This window comes from Rhodococcus sp. MEB032, assembly GCF_030208925.1.
Taxonomy (GTDB): domain Bacteria; phylum Actinomycetota; class Actinomycetes; order Mycobacteriales; family Mycobacteriaceae; genus Rhodococcus_F; species Rhodococcus_F qingshengii.
Map to the genome: position 1 here is coordinate 39,240 of NZ_JARVSY010000056.1, position 16,894 is coordinate 56,133.

General features: G+C 60.4%; 16 protein-coding genes and 5 pseudogenes. 16 read left to right on the plus strand and 5 right to left on the minus strand.

The features are described 5' to 3' along the window. The first annotated feature begins 7 nt into the window (after positions 1 to 7). The 7 genes from QRN54_RS33090 (at position 8) to QRN54_RS33120 (ending at position 6,830) form a co-directional block, all read left to right on the plus strand. Positions 8 to 1,045 (plus strand): MlaD family protein, encoded by a 1,038-nt coding sequence (locus QRN54_RS33090; RefSeq protein WP_118606241.1) that lies wholly within the window; start codon positions 8 to 10, stop codon positions 1,043 to 1,045. Beyond that, complete coding sequence (locus tag QRN54_RS33095) at positions 1,042 to 2,049, plus strand: MlaD family protein (protein ID WP_118606239.1); 1,008 nt, start codon at positions 1,042 to 1,044, stop codon at positions 2,047 to 2,049. The genes QRN54_RS33090 and QRN54_RS33095 overlap by 4 nt, the downstream gene beginning before the upstream one ends. Then, positions 2,046 to 3,041: an MlaD family protein gene (locus QRN54_RS33100; RefSeq protein WP_032370848.1), complete on the plus strand. Its 996-nt coding sequence runs from the start codon at positions 2,046 to 2,048 to the stop codon at positions 3,039 to 3,041. The genes QRN54_RS33095 and QRN54_RS33100 overlap by 4 nt, the downstream gene beginning before the upstream one ends. Further along, complete coding sequence (locus tag QRN54_RS33105) at positions 3,035 to 4,084, plus strand: MlaD family protein (protein ID WP_285184020.1); 1,050 nt, start codon at positions 3,035 to 3,037, stop codon at positions 4,082 to 4,084. The genes QRN54_RS33100 and QRN54_RS33105 overlap by 7 nt, the downstream gene beginning before the upstream one ends. Further along, a complete protein-coding gene (locus QRN54_RS33110; protein WP_118606234.1) occupies positions 4,084 to 5,121 on the plus strand; it encodes an MlaD family protein in 1,038 nt (345 codons plus the stop codon). The genes QRN54_RS33105 and QRN54_RS33110 overlap by 1 nt, the downstream gene beginning before the upstream one ends. Further along, positions 5,118 to 6,077, plus strand: coding sequence for an MlaD family protein (locus tag QRN54_RS33115; RefSeq protein ID WP_235172425.1), 960 nt, complete (start codon positions 5,118 to 5,120; stop codon positions 6,075 to 6,077). Before QRN54_RS33110 ends, QRN54_RS33115 begins: the two co-directional genes overlap by 4 nt. Before the next feature lie 258 nt (positions 6,078 to 6,335). After that, on the plus strand, positions 6,336 to 6,830 hold the full coding sequence (locus QRN54_RS33120; RefSeq protein ID WP_235172426.1) for a hypothetical protein: 495 nt from the start codon (positions 6,336 to 6,338) through the stop codon (positions 6,828 to 6,830). Positions 6,831 to 6,882: 52 nt separating this feature from the next. On the opposite strand, the gene QRN54_RS33125 is transcribed toward QRN54_RS33120, so the two are convergent. Next, positions 6,883 to 7,011, minus strand: a complete 129-nt coding sequence (locus tag QRN54_RS33125) for a hypothetical protein (protein WP_257216444.1) — start codon at positions 7,009 to 7,011, stop codon at positions 6,883 to 6,885. 60 nt (positions 7,012 to 7,071) lie between these two features. Here QRN54_RS33125 and QRN54_RS33130 point away from each other — a divergent pair, with 60 nt between their 5' ends. Then, positions 7,072 to 7,281, plus strand: coding sequence for a hypothetical protein (locus QRN54_RS33130; protein WP_134929841.1), 210 nt, complete (start codon positions 7,072 to 7,074; stop codon positions 7,279 to 7,281). Here QRN54_RS33130 and QRN54_RS33135 read toward each other — a convergent pair. Beyond that, positions 7,178 to 7,867: pseudogene (locus QRN54_RS33135) on the minus strand (IS30 family transposase); the annotation flags it as partial. The gene QRN54_RS33130 and the pseudogene QRN54_RS33135 overlap by 104 nt on opposite strands. A 31-nt stretch (positions 7,868 to 7,898) precedes the next feature. Here QRN54_RS33135 and QRN54_RS33140 point away from each other — a divergent pair. Further along, a pseudogene (locus tag QRN54_RS33140) lies at positions 7,899 to 8,151 on the plus strand (integrase core domain-containing protein); the annotation flags it as partial. Positions 8,152 to 8,272: 121 nt separating this feature from the next. Here QRN54_RS33140 and QRN54_RS33145 read toward each other — a convergent pair. Next, entirely contained in the window at positions 8,273 to 8,614 is a 342-nt protein-coding gene (locus tag QRN54_RS33145; protein ID WP_027498244.1) for a DUF4873 domain-containing protein, read from the minus strand. A 132-nt stretch (positions 8,615 to 8,746) separates the two neighbouring features. On the opposite strand from QRN54_RS33145, the gene QRN54_RS33150 reads away from it, so the two are divergent. From QRN54_RS33150 to QRN54_RS33170, 5 genes are all read left to right on the plus strand, one after another. Continuing rightward, positions 8,747 to 9,715, plus strand: a complete 969-nt coding sequence (locus QRN54_RS33150; RefSeq protein ID WP_027498243.1) for an AurF N-oxygenase family protein — start codon at positions 8,747 to 8,749, stop codon at positions 9,713 to 9,715. Between the two features lie 158 nt (positions 9,716 to 9,873). After that, positions 9,874 to 11,388 carry a flavin-containing monooxygenase gene (locus QRN54_RS33155; RefSeq protein WP_027498242.1) on the plus strand — a complete coding sequence of 505 codons (1,515 nt, stop codon included), beginning with the start codon at positions 9,874 to 9,876 and terminating at the stop codon, positions 11,386 to 11,388. Between the two features lie 39 nt (positions 11,389 to 11,427). Next, positions 11,428 to 12,297 (plus strand): SDR family NAD(P)-dependent oxidoreductase, encoded by an 870-nt coding sequence (locus tag QRN54_RS33160; protein ID WP_115304720.1) that lies wholly within the window; start codon positions 11,428 to 11,430, stop codon positions 12,295 to 12,297. Further along, positions 12,294 to 13,364: a ferredoxin--NADP reductase gene (locus QRN54_RS33165; protein WP_115304719.1), complete on the plus strand. Its 1,071-nt coding sequence runs from the start codon at positions 12,294 to 12,296 to the stop codon at positions 13,362 to 13,364. Before QRN54_RS33160 ends, QRN54_RS33165 begins: the two co-directional genes overlap by 4 nt. Then, entirely contained in the window at positions 13,354 to 14,277 is a 924-nt protein-coding gene (locus QRN54_RS33170) for an alpha/beta fold hydrolase (protein ID WP_027498239.1), read from the plus strand. Before QRN54_RS33165 ends, QRN54_RS33170 begins: the two co-directional genes overlap by 11 nt. A gap of 30 nt (positions 14,278 to 14,307) precedes the next feature. Here QRN54_RS33170 and QRN54_RS33175 read toward each other — a convergent pair. Further along, positions 14,308 to 14,674: pseudogene (locus QRN54_RS33175) on the minus strand (AMP-binding protein); the annotation flags it as partial. 106 nt (positions 14,675 to 14,780) lie between these two features. On the opposite strand from QRN54_RS33175, the gene QRN54_RS33180 reads away from it, so the two are divergent. Beyond that, positions 14,781 to 15,533 (plus strand): TetR/AcrR family transcriptional regulator, encoded by a 753-nt coding sequence (locus QRN54_RS33180; RefSeq protein WP_054827597.1) that lies wholly within the window; start codon positions 14,781 to 14,783, stop codon positions 15,531 to 15,533. Between the two features lie 31 nt (positions 15,534 to 15,564). On the opposite strand, the pseudogene QRN54_RS33185 reads toward QRN54_RS33180, so the two are convergent. Further along, positions 15,565 to 16,079 (minus strand): annotated as a pseudogene (locus tag QRN54_RS33185) (transposase); the annotation flags it as partial. Positions 16,080 to 16,650: 571 nt separating this feature from the next. On the opposite strand from QRN54_RS33185, the pseudogene QRN54_RS33190 reads away from it, so the two are divergent. Continuing rightward, positions 16,651 to 16,894: pseudogene (locus QRN54_RS33190) on the plus strand (PaaI family thioesterase); the annotation flags it as partial.

The following is a 16,894-nucleotide window of genomic DNA, read 5'->3' on the forward strand; positions in this document are numbered from 1 at the left end:
GGTTGAAGTGGCTGTTTATAAAGATCCGTCAGGGCGCGCGCCATCAATAACAAATTTGACCCTGCGTGGGATCGGTGTCCTCGTCGTCGTGACGGTTGCCGGCTATCTTCTGGTGGGAAACGCGACCGGAAAATATGAAGACAACACGACAGTGACGATCACCACCGACGCGATTGGTGACGGGCTGAAGGGCGGATCGGAGGTGAAGTATCGGGGCTTCACGGTGGGCAAGGTGTCCTCGGTGTCGGGGCGCGACCAAAGTGTAAATGTGAAAATCGAGCTCACCGGAGCTAACGACGACATCCGGTTGCGTCAGGGCCTGGCCGTGAATTACACGTCCGCCAGCGCGCTGGGGCCAACGGCACTGGAGATTGTTGACCCCGGACGGGGAGAGTTAATCGGTGATGGCGGCAGTGTCTATGTCAACAAGCAGCAGTCCGAACAAACGTCGGTATCGACCCTGATTCGAAAACTCTCGAAGCTGGTCGATGCTCTCGATCAGCCGGCGTTCAATTCTGTGGTGAAGTTTGTCGTCGATGATTCCCAAACGTTTGCCGACGCCGGCAAGCTCATGTTCCAGATCGCGCAGCTCACTCGGGACGTTCAACAGCGTCCAGTGGGCCAGGATTTGGCGATCGCAGCAGACCTGTCCCAGGGTGTAGCCGATTTCATGACGCCGTTCGTTCCGGGCATCCTCATAAACGTCGACGTCGCTGACTTCTTCGCCACCGACGAGGCCATCAAACAGGCCACAGGCAACCTCAACAGCACCGGCGAGGTTCTGTTCGGGGGACTGGGAGGACTGTTGAGCGAAAACTACCCGGCGTTGAGTTCACTACTGGACGTCGGCCTCGATCTGGCGAGGCCGGTCGCCAGATCGGCATCGGGACTCGCGCAGACCATTTACACCATCCCGCAGATCCTGGACAGCATCGACAACGCCACGCCGCAAGTCGGCGAGCGAGTACAACTTCAGGTCGCCCTGGTAGTGCAGACGTCACCTGCGCTGCAGAGCGCGCTTGCAGCAGGAGGACCAAGAAGATGAAGCTCAAGTCGTTAACTCCCACCATCGTCAAGATCGTCGCGTTCGCCGCAGTCATCGGCGTTCTCACCTACGTGATCATCGCCATCCTCGAACCCAGCTCGGACGGACCGAGTTCTGAACGATCTGCGGTCTTCTCCGATGCATCCGGGCTCAAGCCTCGCGACGGTGTGCGGTTGGCGGGAGTCAAGGTCGGATATGTGACGGCGATCGACCTGAAAGGGCCCACCGCGGTCGTTCATTTCCAACTGAACAACGACGTCGCGATCACGTCGAGCACTACCGCCGCCGTGAGGTATCAGAATCTTCTCGGACAGCGATATGTCGAATTGATCGGTGCGGCACAGGGAAAGACACAGGGGGCGGCGCTTACACAGGTGGCGCTCGACAAGACCGTTCCCTCATTTGATGTGTCCACCTTGTTCAACGGGTTCAAGCCGGTGTTCGACACGCTTAACGCCGACGAGATCAATGAACTGCAGTCCAACTTGTTGCGCGTTGCTCAAGGTGATGGGAGGGGTATATCGCCTGTTCTGGAGCAGGTCGCCAACATCACCGCCTACGGGGACCAGCGGTCTGAGATCATCACGAATATTGTGACGAGCCTCGGCCAGGTCTCCGACCAACTCGAAGGCCGCTCGGCGCAGCTGGTCGAACTCGTCGACAAGCTGGGATCGATCGTCGACGCCTTCAGCCGCGTGAGTGACCGGTTGCGGGAGTCGCTAGGCGAGGTCAACCGGTCCATGGAGAAAACTGTCATCGCCGGGGAGCAACTTGAGTCAACGTACGACCAGAGTTTCGCGACGATCTATCAGCGTCTGGCGCGAGAACCCGGGGAGTTGGAGGGGCTACTGAATGGCGCGGTACTGCTCAAGCCCCTTATGGACTCGCTGAACGCTTCGACGAATTCCACGCCGACTGAGGCACGATGTTCGAAAGGCCTTCTGCCCCTGCCGGATACAGCTACGATTGCGCTTATGGGGCAACGATTGGTGGTGTGTAAGTGAGGTTGTTCAGTCGAAATCGACCGCATCACCAGTCCGAACGCAGACGCGACCTCATCGTCGCCGCTGTGGTGGTGGTGACCGTGGTGGTCGGTCTGGTAATCGCCGGGACCGTGTATATCGCACCGCCCGGCCAAAAGGTGTACTCGGCGCAACTGGTCAACACCGGAGGGCTGGAGTCGGGTGATCAGGTGCGTATAGCGGGGATAAGACAGGGAACGGTGTCGTCGGTGGACCTCGCGGGAACGTTTATCACAGTCGAATTTCGACTCGACGACTCAGTGCCAGTCCGTTCGGATGCCACCGCAGCGGTTCGCCTGATCACGCCGATCGGCGGGCGAGTTCTGGATCTGGACCCAGGGTCAGGACCGACCTCGCTGTCGGGGGCGATCCCCCTTGTTCAGACATCGAGTACTTACGACATTTCGGACACGCTCGAGACGACGACGCCGGTGTTCCGCGATGTAAAGGGCGTCGATCTCCGTCAGACTGCGTCGCTGCTGCAGAATGCGTTCTCCGACGGCAACACAAACATTCCCGACGCACTGAGGAACACCAGCAGTTTGATGGAACTCTTAGAGCGACAGTACGGTCAGCTCGACAAAGCGGTCGCTCTATCCGATGAATACGTCAACGCTTTCGCCGATCAAAAGCAGGTGCTGGTCGACTTTCTCCGTCAACTCAGCTTCCTTGCCAGTACGCTGGGACCTGATATCGAGAACGTCCGCGGCGGGTTCGACCTTCTCAGTCGTCTGTTCAAACTTCTCACGAGGCCGCTCGTGGCTTACAGCGATGGAATCGAACCGTCTGTCCAACAATACAAGACGCTCCTCGACAAGGTGTCGTCAGAGCTGCCAGGCTACTCCGATGCCCTGGCCCAGGTTGATCAGATCACTCAGCGCCTCGGCGTCCTCCTCCAGGCGCCGGTCGGTGCGTCGACTACCACAGAACCAGAGGTTCGTGTGTGCATTCCGAGTGGTGACGACAAATGTTGACTACATGGATCCGAAGACTGTTGCTCCTGATCGCCGTGGTGGTTGTGGTGGTCGCTAGTGTGGAAATAGGGGGGAGGGTGTCCGACGACACGCGCTCCCTGTGTGCCGAGTTCACCGACGCATCGGGCCTCTTCGAAGGCAACACAGTAGCCATGCTCGGCAAGAAGATAGGCAGCGTCGTCGGGGTGCAACAGAATAGTGATCAGTCCGGTGTAAGGATCGAAATGCGGATCGACAAGAGCGTGCCGCTGCCCGCCGACGTCGGCGCGACTCTGGTGTCGACATCCATCGTGACCGAACGTCAAATCGAGTTCACCAAGCCGTACTCCGGTGGAGCCCGATACGAGACGAATCAGTGCATTCCGTTGAGTAAGACGAGAACCCCGCTGGGAATCAGTCAGACGCTCGACTCGATCAGCAACTTGTCCGAGGACCTGGTCAAGGACAACGGCAGGAACACCGACGCGATCTTGCAGTCCCTCGAGCTCGTCTCCCGCAATCTGGAAGGAACGCAGGGCGACGTGGCCGGGATCATCAAGGACTCAGCCACGCTCATCAACGACCCGGCCAAGCGGGATGGACAGATTCGCAGGATCGTCGGGAACCTCGCAACACTGACGGGGGTGGCAACCGAGAACGACAAAGAGCTGACCGCCCTCTTCGACAACTTCGTCGGTGCCATCGAGGTCATCATCGCGTTCGGCCAGACCTTCGGCGCGGCAGTCGAGTACGCGGGGACGTTCGTACCGATCCTCTCGCGGCTCGCAACAGATTTCGGTCCCCCGATATTCGCGATCGGTGATGCTGCCGTTCCGCTCATCGCCGACATGGGAGAGCAGCCGGACATGATGGCAGCAGTAGCAGCCCGCACGGCAGACCTCATCGTGAAACACCCCGATGCCAAGTCAATTGTGCAGGCGTTCGCAGTGTCGCTGCCTTTGCGAAGCCTCGTCAGTAGCTGCGCCGCGCCGGTGGCAAACGGCGTCTGCAGGTCCAGCGATGCATCAAGGACGATCGCCGGGATGATGGGTGGAGGGGCCTGATGATCTCGGTCAACCGGGCACGCCTCGGACCCACGATAGTCGCACTGATGGCAACGATAGTTTTCGTAACATCGTGTGGGATCAACGCCGACAATCCGCCGACGATAGCGACCTCCGACGCGGACGGCTACGACATCCAGATGGAGTTCACCAGCGCACTCAACCTGCCAGCCCTCGCAAAAGTTCTCTCGGGGGGAATCAGCGTCGGGTTCGTCGAAGATGTCACGTACGAGAACGGGCATGCGGTCGTGAAAGCTCGCATCGACAACACGACTCAGCTGCCGGGCGAATCGCGAGCCGAGCTACGTCAGGACACTCTCCTTGGTGAGATCTACGTTGCCATCCTTCCCCCAGCCGAGCCGTCGACGGGTGCCTTGCTGCGGTCGGGTTCGGTGATCCCGCTGGCACGGACCGAGCCGGCAGCAAATGTCGAGGACGTCATGCGCGGAATGGCGAATGTCCTCGGCGGCGGTGAGCTCGACAAGATCCACACCGCCATCTCGACATTGAACACCACGTTCCCCAAGGACCCGCAGCAATTCGACGCCCTGTATCAGACAACGCTGGAGACCGTCTCGGAGGTCTCCTCGAATACCGACAAACTCGACGTAGTGTTGAGGTCGGCTGATCAGACTCTGAAAGTGATCTTGGACGATCCGTCGGGAATCGACCGGATGCTGACCAAGGGCGGACGCAACTTTTCTGGCCTCGGCTACTCCCTGATCGAGGTCGCGTTACTCATCGCCAACTTGCGTGATTTCGCTGTGTCCGCGGGCAGGATCGTGGATCCGGAGTACTTACGGATCAAGGAGTCAGTGGCCGGGATCGCCCCGGTGATCGATTCGATCGCCAACTCCGACATCTACTCGAAGTCCGTCACGGAGCAGGCAACGAGCGTCATCCGCGACAAACTCATTCCATTCGTGCGGTCGCCCGACATCAACCTCTCGGACATCTCCATCGATGGTCGGGACCTAGCGCGGCGTGACGCCGAATCCTTCATAACCGTGTTGAGATCAATCGGAATGATGCCGTGAACCGCAGCAGCACGCTCATATCGATACTGGCTCTCGCCGTCGTGTTCGTCGTAGGGCTCGGCTACCTCGTCGTCGGCGTGGCACACATCAACCCCACCCGCTCCGAGTACTCGTTAACCGCCATCATCGACAGCTCAGGCGGTCTGCTGGACACATCGCCGGTGATGGTGCGGGGGGTACCCGTCGGAAAGGTGTCCTCGATCAACGTCGCGGATTCGGCAATTAAGGTCGAGATGACGATCGATTCCGACCACAAGATCCCCCAGGACAGCGAGATGTCTATCCAGAATCTGTCGCTCGCGGGGGAACAGTACATCAACTTCGTGCCCGCGGGCACGGCAACCGGTGGGTACTTCGATAACGGAGACGTGGTGCCCGCGGACGCGGTGCACGTGTCGCAATCGGTTCCCCAGGTGTTGCCAAAGTTGGCTGCAGTGGCAGATGGGCTCGACCCGGAATCGATCGAGTCCATCAACAAGACCGTCGCCGAGGCCGTCGCCGGACGGCAGGACGACCTCGACACGATCGGCGACATGATGCACCGTGTAGTCGATTTCGTCGGCAAAGATGGGTCCGTCCGGGTGACCGCGGACAACGCCGAGTTCCTGCTCGGCCTCTTGTCCAATGCCGGGGACGTCCTCAGTACGGCATCTGTACGCACCCCTGACGCCGTGAACGGGCTGGCGCGGATTCAACGGGCGTTCATCAGGTTCACAACCACCTCGTACGACAAGTGGCCTCCCGTGTTGAAGCTTGTGGAAAAGCTCAACGGCTATATTCAGATCCTGCAGCCGGATCTGCTGACGATCACCCGGGCGGTGAAACCGGCGACCGAGAAAGTCGCCGACACATACGTCGACTTCGGGTCGATCGGCGACCTCCTCGGCCGAACTTTCCCGGCGTCGCGACCAGGTCGCGCCGAGGTCCCCGTCACCGTGTCGCCGCCACTACGGTGACGCCCCGTCCGCAAGCGACTGTCACCGTAAGTACACAGAAGGTCCCACATGACAAATGACGACCGAACGAAACCGCACCCCGAGCCCACTGAGGTCGAGGACAGCGCGGCAGCAGCGACGCCGGATGGCGATCTACTGATGGACGAAAACGCCCCAGCCGCGTCCGCCGTAGCCACGGCTAGGGCTGGACACAGCGACGTCGACCCCCCCTCGCCAGGTGGGCACCGCTGGTCAGCATCGCCGCGATCACGTGCCGTGGTGGTTTCGGCCGTGATCGTGGTGCTCGCTGTGCTGGCCGGCGTGTTCGCCTACCTCTACCTCGAGGCCGACGAAGCGAAGTCGGTATTGGAAAACGACGCCGCGCAACGGGCCGCCGCGGCGAAGGCCGCCTCGGATTACACGACCAGATCCCTGACCTACAGCTACCAGAACACCGACGCCTTTTTCGCGGCAGTCAAAGAGGACGCGGGTGAGGCTCTAGTCAAGCGGTACGACGAGGTTCGGCCGACGCTGACCCAGATCATCCAGCAGGCCCAGGTGCAGGCGTCGGGACGCGTTTTGGCCACCAGCGTCACCGGTGACACCGGTGACACCGGTGACGCCGACGGAGAATACACGGTGATGGTCTTCGCGAGCCAGAAGACGCAGAACGTGCAGAATCCACAACCGAGTGAACTGCCGACATTGTTGAAGGTGGTCGTAACGAAAACCGCCCAGGGCTGGCAAATTCAGGACTATAGCCCAGCTGAATGAGACGGCTGCTCCGCAGAAGGAGTTCCACGAAGAGCAAGATGCAGGACGGTACTCATTCTTCGACGCGGTCGCAGATGTCGGAGATGTCGGCGGGGTCGACGCCGGTGAGGAGTTGGGTGATCTCTTCGGGTTGCGGGTGCCCCTCGATCGGGTCAGTTTGCGAGTGGTCGAACACCGACATAATCGGGAATGTCGGGATTTTGCAGGCCTCCTCGCCGTGCCGACGGTCAAAGACACAGCGATGGTCACCACGGCGCTGAAGATGGCGTTGTGGCGACGAGATCACGGTGGACGCCGCGTCGGCTCAGGGCTCATCCATCACAGCGATGCCGGCCGTCAGGGCGGATTCAACCTGTCGTCGCAACACAGTGCCGTGAAGCCGAGCGTATCTGCTCTGCAAGCACTTCCGCTGGGGTTCGCCACCCATGTGTTTTGCGCGGGCGGTTGTTGAGTGCATCCGTCACGGCCTGAACGTCACTTCGACGGTATCGAGCGAGATCGGTTCCCTTCGGAAAGTATTGTCGCAGCAATGCATTGGTGTTTTCGTTCGTTCCTCGCGGCCAGGGGCTGTACGGGTCGCAGAAGTACACACGGATCCCGGTTTCTGCGGTCAACTCCGCATGACGTGCAAGCTCCGCCGCGGTCCCAGGTCACCGATCTGCGCAGGTGCTCCGGCAGCGGTGTCATCGCAGCCTGGAGTGCATCGCGGACCGACTCCGATCCGTAACCGGACAACGCCGGCCCGTTCTTCACCGGGGGCGCATCCCCGTACCCATCCTTACGTGGCAGATGCAGCAACGTGGTGAATCTGCTGGTGCGTTCGACAAGCGTACCCACTGCGGACCTGCCCAGCCCGATGATCAGACCTCACCCTTTTCGTCGCGGATCACGCCCGAGAGCACTTCCTGCACGTACTCTCGAAGAGGTTCGTGTTCAACGAGTTTGGCTACCTTGGGTCGCCTTGCCGCAAGATCGGCTTTCCATTGCGCCACTGATGTGCGGTACTCGAGCTTGCCGTCGCGGGTGGCAGCGTTGCGAGGGGATTGCGGCATCGATCCGCTGTGTCGGGATGCGTACGACAATGCGTTGGCCGAGAGCACAATTGGGTTGTTCAAGACCGAGGCAGTATCGAAGAGAAGCCCGTTCCTGAACGGCCCGCTCAAGACCATCGACGATGTCGAGTTCGCCACGATGGGATGGGTCGACTGGTTCAACCAACGCCGCCTCCCACAGCACCCTCGACTACCTCACACCAGACGAATTCGAGAAGGCCTACCACAGTCAAGAATCGGCTCTCCGCCCGGAGATGTTGCAAGCGTAGGAGCGGCAAGAAACCCGGGACGGTTCACTGACACGGCGCGCCGTCTGGTGGCGTTGCTTCACCCGCCTGGGCGCTATCGGACTGGATGCTGGGGAACGCCCCAGGGCGCAAAGCGGGTCGGTCAACCCTGATGTTCACTCTCTGCTATCGACTCAACTTCCTCGAGCGTGGTGGGGATGTGGTACGGCGGTCTGCTCGTGCCCGAGATGCGATAGCGGTCCCAGAAATCAGGGTCGCCCACGACACACTCGGCGCGTCCCTCTGGTGTCGCAAAGACGGCAACCGTGCGCCTTCCCGAGAGGGCGGCGTGGAGCGCATCATTCTTGTCGATCCTGCCGTACCAGGTGTATAAGCCGTTGAGGGGCTGGAAATAGCCTTTGATCTTCACCCCGACAGCAATCTCCTTGCCACGGCACACCAAGGTGCCCTCGCCGGAGTAGTCGAGATCGTGGTCGTCAGACACGCAAGGCTCACTTTCTTCACTTCGAACATTGACAAAAGAACGCATTGGCGCAGACACTATCAGTATCTGGTACCCGGAGTACGGGTATGAAGTCGAGACTCAGCTCGGCCCGGAACGCAACGGAGGTGTCACATGACCGTTCAAAATGTGGAGACCAAGCCCGACGTCTCAACGGAAGGCGCTGCGCGTGTCAGCGCCCGCAAGCCCGTCGACATGCAGAGATCTGCCGGCCGACTGCTGCGGGCGGCGGCCGAAAAATTCTATGACGCGGAGATCGACATCGATTGGGACTCACCCTGGGAGGAAGGAAAGTACTACCTGCCAGAGCATCGGGTCTCGCTCTACGGCACCAAGCTGTGGGAGAGAATGAGCGATGAGCAAAAGGCGGAACTCGGGCGCCACGAAATCGTCAGCATCCTCAGCTTCGGTATCTACGCGGAGAATCTGCTCAGCTCGGCGCTGCTCCGAACATCCGCCAAAGGCGCCCTGACAGATCAAAGGTCCCTCTACGCCCTTAACGAGATCGGCGACGAGGCACGTCACTCGACGATGTTCGCCCGACTGATCAACAAGACGGGCCTGGCACCGTACAAGTTGCCGAAGGGGTTCTTGAGCATCGCGAAGATCTTGCACTTTGTGCCTCTCGGCCCGTCCGTGTCCGGCGCGACTCTGCTCATCGAGGAGATCCTCGACCGCGCTCAGCGCGAGGCGATGAATGACCCGAAAATGCAGCCGCAGCTGCGCCAGCTCATGAAGATCCACGTTCTCGAAGAGGCCCGTCACATCACGTTCGCGCGGCTGGAAATGGTGGAAGGGATGCAGCGTCGCGGACGCATCTCGCGCGCCTGGCATAGAGGCACGTTGGCGGCCATTGCGAACTTTGCATACCCGTTGCTCATCAATCCGAAGGTATATCCCGATGTCGGAATCAGCCGTCTGCGCGGCCTGTGGGCGCAGCAGACGAGCCCGAACTATCGCGTCAACTTGCAGTTCATGTCCGAGCCGATGATCCGATTCTTCCACGAGGCCGGAATGATGGAGGGGAAGTTCACGATGGCGATGTGGCGCGCAACGCGCAGCCTGCCCGACGATCTGCGCTAACACGCCCGGCCCGGTCCGCGCGTCCCACAGCCCATTCCTCGACCCCACGACCGGATTCCTCGGTTCGTGGGCTTGGGCGGATGACATTCCCACACCTGCCACGCGTCACGGCGCGCCGTGCGGGTCCGTTTTCTGCATTCGATCAGGAGATTTTCACAATGCCGTCCTCCAACGCCAAGTCCGCCGCCACGGCGACAGACCCGGGAATAACCGAGCCCATCACTACCAAAGTTCTCATCATCGGCAGCGGCTTCTCTGGCCTCGGTATGGCCGTCCAGCTCCGCCGACGCGGGTACAGTGATTTCATCGTTCTAGAAAAGGCCGACTCCGTCGGTGGGACGTGGCGCGACAACACCTATCCGGGATGCGCGTGCGACGTACCGTCACTGATGTACTCCTACTCGTTCGAGAGTCGCGGTAGCTGGTCGAAGGTGTGGTCCTCGCAGCCCGAAATCGAGCAGTACCTGAAAGATATCTCCAACAAGCGTGGTGTCACTCAGAAGATCCACTTCGGGCAGAAGTTGGTCTCCGGATACTGGAGCGAGTCCGAATCTCGGTGGCACCTGCGTACCGAGTCGGGCCGGGAGTACGTCGCGCAGTACATCGTGTCCGGTGTCGGCGCTCTGCACATCCCGAATTTTCCGAATATCCCCGGAATCGACGAGTTCGCCGGTCAGGCGTTCCATTCGGCACAGTGGGACCACACGGTGGATCTCCAGGGCAAGCGGGTGGCCGTCATTGGCACCGGTGCCAGCGCGATTCAGTTCGTGCCGTTCGTGCAGAAGGACGCCGGCACACTCACGGTCTTCCAGCGAACCCCGGCTTGGGTACTTCCACGCAAGAACTTCGCGGTGCCGCCGGTACTTCGGACGCTGCTCAGCAAGATCCCTATTACTCGCCGCCTCGCTCGGTGGTCGGTCTACTGGGGCGCAGAGAGCCTGGCCTTCGGGCTTAACGGCCACTCCAACCTTATGCGACCGATCGAAAAGGTGGCGAAATGGAACATCGAGCGTTCTATCACCGACCCCGAGCTCCGCCGGAAGCTGATGCCGTCCTACCGCATCGGATGCAAGCGCATCCTGGGATCGAACGACTACTACCCTGCGCTCGCCGCCCCCAACACGACAGTGATCAGCGATCGGATCGAAAAGATCACTGCCGATTCGATCGTCACCCCTGACGGCGTGTCACACCCTGTGGATGTGATCATTTACGCCACAGGGTTCCATGTCACGGACGGGTTCGATCAACTCGCGCTCAAGGGCGCTCGGGGCGAGGACTTGCCGTCGCACTGGCACCGGACGGGCATCAATACCCACCTCGGCATCACCACCGAGGGCTTCCCGAACCTGTTCTTCCTGCTCGGACCTAACACGGGTCTTGGGCACAACTCTGTCGTGTTCATGATCGAGCAGCAGATCAAGTACATCATGAAGGCCATCGACGCCGTCGACAGTCGAGGTGCGGAGCGTGTTGATGTGCGGGCCGAGGTTCAAGAACACTTCAACAAGAGCATCCAACACAAGCTCGCCAAGGGCGTGTGGACCAACGGCGGATGTACGAGTTGGTATCTGGACTCGCAAGGTGTCAACCGTACGGTGTGGCCCGGGTTCACCTGGCAGTACTGGCGAGCGACGAAAGACTTCGAGCCCGCCGAGTACGAGATCGCCTGACAATCCAACCGTAGGTCATCGAGAAGTGAGTATCCGACAGTGAGTAGTTCGACAGCAGGCAATTACGCGACCCAGGTCGCAGTCGTCACGGGAGCCGCCTCAGGGATCGGTCGGTCCCTTGCCCTCCAACTGGCCGAACGCGGGGCCAGCCTTGCCTTGTCCGACGTCGACGAAGTGCATCTCGAGGAGACGGCGGACATGTGCCGTACCGCGCATCGTGCGACCGTGGAGACCGCGGTGTTGGACGTGGCAGATCGTGCTGCGTTCCAGGTTTACGCAGAGAGCGTGCAGTCGTCTTTCGGGCGCGTCAACATGGTGTTCAACAATGCCGGCGTCGCCCTCGGCGCCGACGTTGTCGACATGTCCTGGGAGGATTTCGACTGGCTGATGGGCATCAACTTCGGTGGTGTCGTCAACGGGACCAAGGCGTTCCTGCCTTATCTGATCGCCTCTGGTGATGGTCATCTGGTAAACACCTCCAGCGTCTTCGGTCTGGTCGGGATCCCCAGTCAAAGCGCTTACAACGCCGCGAAGTTCGGTGTGCGTGGCTTCACCGAAGCGCTTCGGCAAGAGATGAAAATCAGTCGGCATCCGGTCACGGTGACATGCGTTCACCCCGGCGGCGTCAAGACTAATATCGTCAACAACGCTCGTGGTGTATCCGGTATGGGGGCAGATACCGCCACCATTGCCTCGATGTTCAACAACATCGCCAGGACCACTCCGGAGAAAGCTGCGTGCGCCATCCTCAAGGGAATGGACAAGAAGAAGCCCCGAGTGCTGATCGGCGCAGACGCACGTGGCTTCGACTTTGTCGCACGCGTTGTCGGTCCGCGCTACCAGGACATCTCTGCGCCTGTCACACGCGCGGGCTACGCCTTGGCTCGTAAGCGGGGGATCATCAAATGACCCTCGAACAGGAGAATCGGCCGGGCACCACCGCGCGATCGCGAACGCTGACCGTGTCGGAGGTCGTGCAGGAGACCAAGGACTCCGTGAGCATCGCCTTCGAAGTGCCTGACGAGATCGTCGACGATTTCAAGCATCTACCCGGGCAGTTCATTACGTTGAAGATCCCGTCCGACCAGACGGGCCACGTCGCACGATGCTACTCGCTGAGCAGTTCGCCTCATGTCGATGACTTCCGCCTCGAGATCGGGGTGAAGCGCACCGCTGGGGGGTATGCGTCGAATTGGTTGTGTGACAACGTTTCCATCGGCATGGAGGTGACCGTCCTCACGCCATCGGGAAAGTTTACCGCTAAGAGCCTCGACGTCGACTTGCTCTTCTTCGCTGGCGGAAGCGGCATCACTCCGGTTCTGTCGCTGGTGCAGTCGGCTCTGGTGTCGGGCAGTGGGGAAGTTGTCCTGTTCTACGCAAACCGTGACTCCGATTCGATCATGTACGAGTGCCGGCTTGAGCAGATTAGATCTGAATTCGCCGAGCGGTTCACTTTGGTTGACTGGCTTGAGTCGGAGAACGGGATTCCCACATCAGAGGCTGTAGAAAAGATTATTCGTGAACACAAGGGATCGGCAATTTTCACCTGCGGGCCCTCCCCTTTCATGGATCTTGTGGAAAGCTCTGCCGCCGCATGCGGAGTGGATCATTCGGATGTACATCGAGAGGTATTCCAGTCGCTGACGGGTGACCCGTTCGACACCGCAACACTGCGTCGACTCAGTGACGACGAGGGTGTAGCTACGGCCACGGTTTACCTGAACGGAGAGTGCATCACCACGGAGTGGCCACGTAACACGCCTCTGCTCGATGTGCTGCTCTCGCGAGGGCACAATGCCCCGTACTCGTGCCGAGAGGGCGCATGCAGCGCGTGTGTGTGCAAGCTCATCGATGGCGATGTCGAGATGGTGCAGAACAACATCCTCGTAGACGACGACATTGAGGACGGCGAGCGACTCGCGTGCCAGGCACTTCCGCTCACCGACGCTGTGACGGTGAGTTTCGATGACCTCTGACTCCTCGAAAGCTGGCCTATTGTCGCGGCGGTCGCGGGAGGTTCTCTCCAGTGACGGCACGAGGCTGTTTGTCGAGGAGTACGGGCTCGGTGATGATGCGCCGCTGCTGGTGTTCAGCCACGGGTGGGCTTGCCAAGGTCGGTTCTGGAGACCTCAGATCGAGCACTTCGCCACCACACACCGTGTGGTGGTGTATGACCAACGAGGGCATGGCTGGAGCGACCGGGGTCGCGCGCCCTTCTCTTCGTCGGTGCTCGGCGACGATCTCGAGGCTGTCTTGCGCGCTGTTGTCACGTCTAATCGTAAGGCATTGGTGACCGGTCACAGTATGGGCGGGATGTCCATCATGGGTTGGGCTGCCGAGCACCCGGAGTCGGTGCCCGTCTTATCCCGCGGTGCCGTCTTGGCGAGTACCGGCCCCTCGCAGTTGGTGAGTAAATCGACGCTAATTGGGTCGCCACGTCGATTCCGCGCCTCACTGGAGCGGGCATTCGCAGCCGGGCTCGCCACCGCGGGACCGGAGATGCTTGACACTCGCTTCAACCGACGGTTGGTGAAATACGGGACGATGGGTCCACACGCGCCAGCAGACGTTGTGGCTGAGTGTTCCGACATAGTACTGCGGTGCCCCCCTGCGGTTCGGGGAATGTGGGGCAGGGTCCTGGCCACCATCGATGTAAGCAAAGGAATCGACTCACTTACGGTTCCGACGACCGTGATCGTGGGCTCGGCCGACAAGTTGACACCCGCGGTTCATTCCATTGATCTCGCCGACCGACTGCAGCAGCGCCGCCGGTTGCATGAGTTCGTGGCGTTGCCACAGATCGGTCACATGATCAACATGGAGGCACCAAACTATTTCAACGAAGCAGCGGCCCGATTGGACGCAGCCACGGTAGGCGATGGCTTTTGAACCGTCGACCGGACACACATGAGCTCGTGAGACGGCCACGATCGTCGACAGGCCGCGCGTGTCCGAGTTGGGAGGGGTCCATCGAGGCGTACAGCATCGATGGCATCGCCACGGTGATCTTTTTTGCGTCGATGGTGCGCAGCACCTCGGCGGATAAAACTTCGGCAGCACCATCATCGGGCCGCCTTTCGTCAGGGTCGGCACGAAGAACGCAGCCCCAGCATGCGACAGCGGGGTGCACAACGAGAATTTAGGGTACCCGGCCATTCTCACTCCGGAGAGTTGAATCTGCGTCATCGTGAACAATGCCGAAGCCTCCGATGGCTCCCTTCGGCTTTCCGGTCGTGCCGCCGGTGTATGTGATCGACACGGTGCGATCCGGCGGCCGATCGGCTGCTTGAGGGAGGGTGCCGAACCGCTGCGAGCGAACCGAGAGGTTTCAGCGAACGGCTCTCCAGCCCGACTCGCTTGAGAGGACCCTTCAGGGTATTGTTAACCCCACAATGTCATTCGTCCGCCGCGTTTCATTTACTCCATCTCAGGTGCAGCGTCGAGTTACCGATGCCCGTAGCACCCGCTGGGATGAGCATAGAGTCGAGGTACGCGCGCAGCTGGTCGACGCGACCATACGGATCATCGAACGGTATGGTGCAGGCGTCAGCATGGACGACATCGCTGCGGAGGCCCGTGTATCTAAACCAAAGCTGTACCGCTACTTTGGCGACAAAGCGGGCTTGAACGCGGCGGTGGCGGCGAAACTCGGTGCGTTGATGTGGGATTCGGCGAAAGCCACTATTCTCGCCGACCAAGATTATGCTTCGGTTGACGACATGGTTCGCTCGTCCGTCCAGAGCTACGTCACGATCGTCGGGCGGTATCCCACGGTCGTCAGATTCCTTATGGCGAATCACTTGTTTCAGTACTCCGGATCGGGAAATGGCGGAGTTGCTGACGAACTGAGGTCGGTGATGGAGGTCGTCGCCGATCGGTTCAGTGAAAGTCTTCAGCGTGTTCACGCAGATACTTCGGTCATTCCCTTGGCCGTGGCGTCCATTCTGGGTTCTGGTCTATCTGCGACTCAGTGGTGGATCGACAACGGTCGTGAGCAAGGGGTGGACGATACGTTCTTCGCCGCACACCTATCAGAGACGACGTGGGGGATCGTCGACGGCGCGGCCGCAACCGTAGGCGTGGCCTTCTCACGCAGTCTGCCATTCAGCCATCCCGGTTTCGCGTCCCGCCACAAAATGGACTGAATCACCCTAGATATCCCAGAATTGTACCTTGTCAAGCTGCGTCGGGTTGTTGCGCGGTGCGGTATGCCCAAGCGGTGTGTTCGTCGTATTCGGTGCAGTGGCGTACGCACCCGTGCAGTGGCCCGACAAGTCTGTTGGCGAGTGCGCGGAGCGCTTGGTGGTGGAGGTCTCCGGTAGCACGGTGTTGGTCGTAGAACGCGCGAGCGGCCGGACTCTGGCTGAGGGCGCAGAACGCCCACCGGTCGATGGCATCGTAGAGCCGCCCGTTGCGGATATGTCGAGCCAGTACGGCCCGCTTCTTGCCCGACGAAACTGTAGGGGTGACGTACCGGCGTAATTCTTGCGAGACTCGGCGTTGGTGTAGCGGTCGACGTCGTCGCTGAATTCACCGAGCCCCGGGCGGCGAGGATGACACCGATTCCTGGCAGGGAGAGGTAGACGGCGGCGTTGCGTGTCAGCGTCCGGGTGTGTTCCAAAATGGCGGGTCAGTTCGGCTTCGAGGTCGCCGATCTGACGGTTCAACTCCGCGATCAGCGCCAAGAGTGCGCCGGCATCGCGCTCGACCTGCGCTGCGAACGCCTGCAACCACGAAGGGCGAACGCTACCGAGCCCGTTTCTGCGCCCGCTGCGCACTCCGCGACGACCTCCATGCAATCTTGATATTCGATAACGAGGACATCGCGCTGGACGCGCTCCTTCAAGCGTTGGGCGCAACAAATCGACCTCAGAGCGCGGTCATCTTGATGCGAGGCGCGCGGGCCTCGCCTGCCGCCGCGGAGCGGCAGAGATTGGGGTCGTCGCAGCATTCGGCCGAGGCAGGTCGGGTGTGAGATAGTTGCATTCGCGAGATGCCCTTCGTGGTGGCTGGAATGTTCCCTAGACAAGAACTCAGTTACGGGCAGTCCGCAAACGCGGCCTCAGAATAGTCATCTCCAGGTCCGAAATCCTCGCGGGAGATCACTTCTCTCTTTAAAGCTATGTCGGCTTGGTCGATCCTTTAGTGCGGTTCACTTCTGACATAGTGCAGTTTATCTTTCGAAACTGACAGCGGTGCAGGCCGAGCGCACGAAGACGCGACAGACTCGGCACAGTTTTTTCACGACAGAGAGGTCCGACCATGAAGAGAATTCCGGACGAGGTCAGCGGGTCGGCCGGCCCCACTATCGAGAACTGGGTGCGCTCGTTCTGGGGCACGACTTCCGAGTCGCCTGATTTACCGCCCCACCACCCCGACTGTCTTGGTTGTGGGCCGCAGAACCCGCACGGCCACGCCCTGTCGGTCCAGCGTGACGAGAACGGCGTGGTGGCTCACCATGTGTTCGATCAACGTCATGTCGGGGCACCCGGGATAGCACACGGCG

What these genes read in the sequence shown, in the direction of transcription:
- QRN54_RS33095 (WP_118606239.1), top strand. Translation starts at nt 1,042, where the DNA reads ATGAAGCTCAAGTCGTTAACTCCCACCATCGTCAAGATCGTCGCGTTC.
- QRN54_RS33105 (WP_285184020.1), top strand. Translation starts at nt 3,035, where the DNA reads ATGTTGACTACATGGATCCGAAGACTGTTGCTCCTGATCGCCGTGGTG.
- QRN54_RS33110 (WP_118606234.1), top strand. Translation starts at nt 4,084, where the DNA reads ATGATCTCGGTCAACCGGGCACGCCTCGGACCCACGATAGTCGCACTG.
- QRN54_RS33125 (WP_257216444.1), bottom strand. Translation starts at nt 7,011, where the DNA reads ATGTCGGTGTTCGACCACTCGCAAACTGACCCGATCGAGGGGCACCCG.
- QRN54_RS33130 (WP_134929841.1), top strand. Translation starts at nt 7,072, where the DNA reads ATGGTCACCACGGCGCTGAAGATGGCGTTGTGGCGACGAGATCACGGT.
- QRN54_RS33150 (WP_027498243.1), top strand. Translation starts at nt 8,747, where the DNA reads ATGACCGTTCAAAATGTGGAGACCAAGCCCGACGTCTCAACGGAAGGC.
- QRN54_RS33155 (WP_027498242.1), top strand. Translation starts at nt 9,874, where the DNA reads ATGCCGTCCTCCAACGCCAAGTCCGCCGCCACGGCGACAGACCCGGGA.
- QRN54_RS33165 (WP_115304719.1), top strand. Translation starts at nt 12,294, where the DNA reads ATGACCCTCGAACAGGAGAATCGGCCGGGCACCACCGCGCGATCGCGA.
- QRN54_RS33170 (WP_027498239.1), top strand. Translation starts at nt 13,354, where the DNA reads ATGACCTCTGACTCCTCGAAAGCTGGCCTATTGTCGCGGCGGTCGCGG.
- QRN54_RS33180 (WP_054827597.1), top strand. Translation starts at nt 14,781, where the DNA reads ATGTCATTCGTCCGCCGCGTTTCATTTACTCCATCTCAGGTGCAGCGT.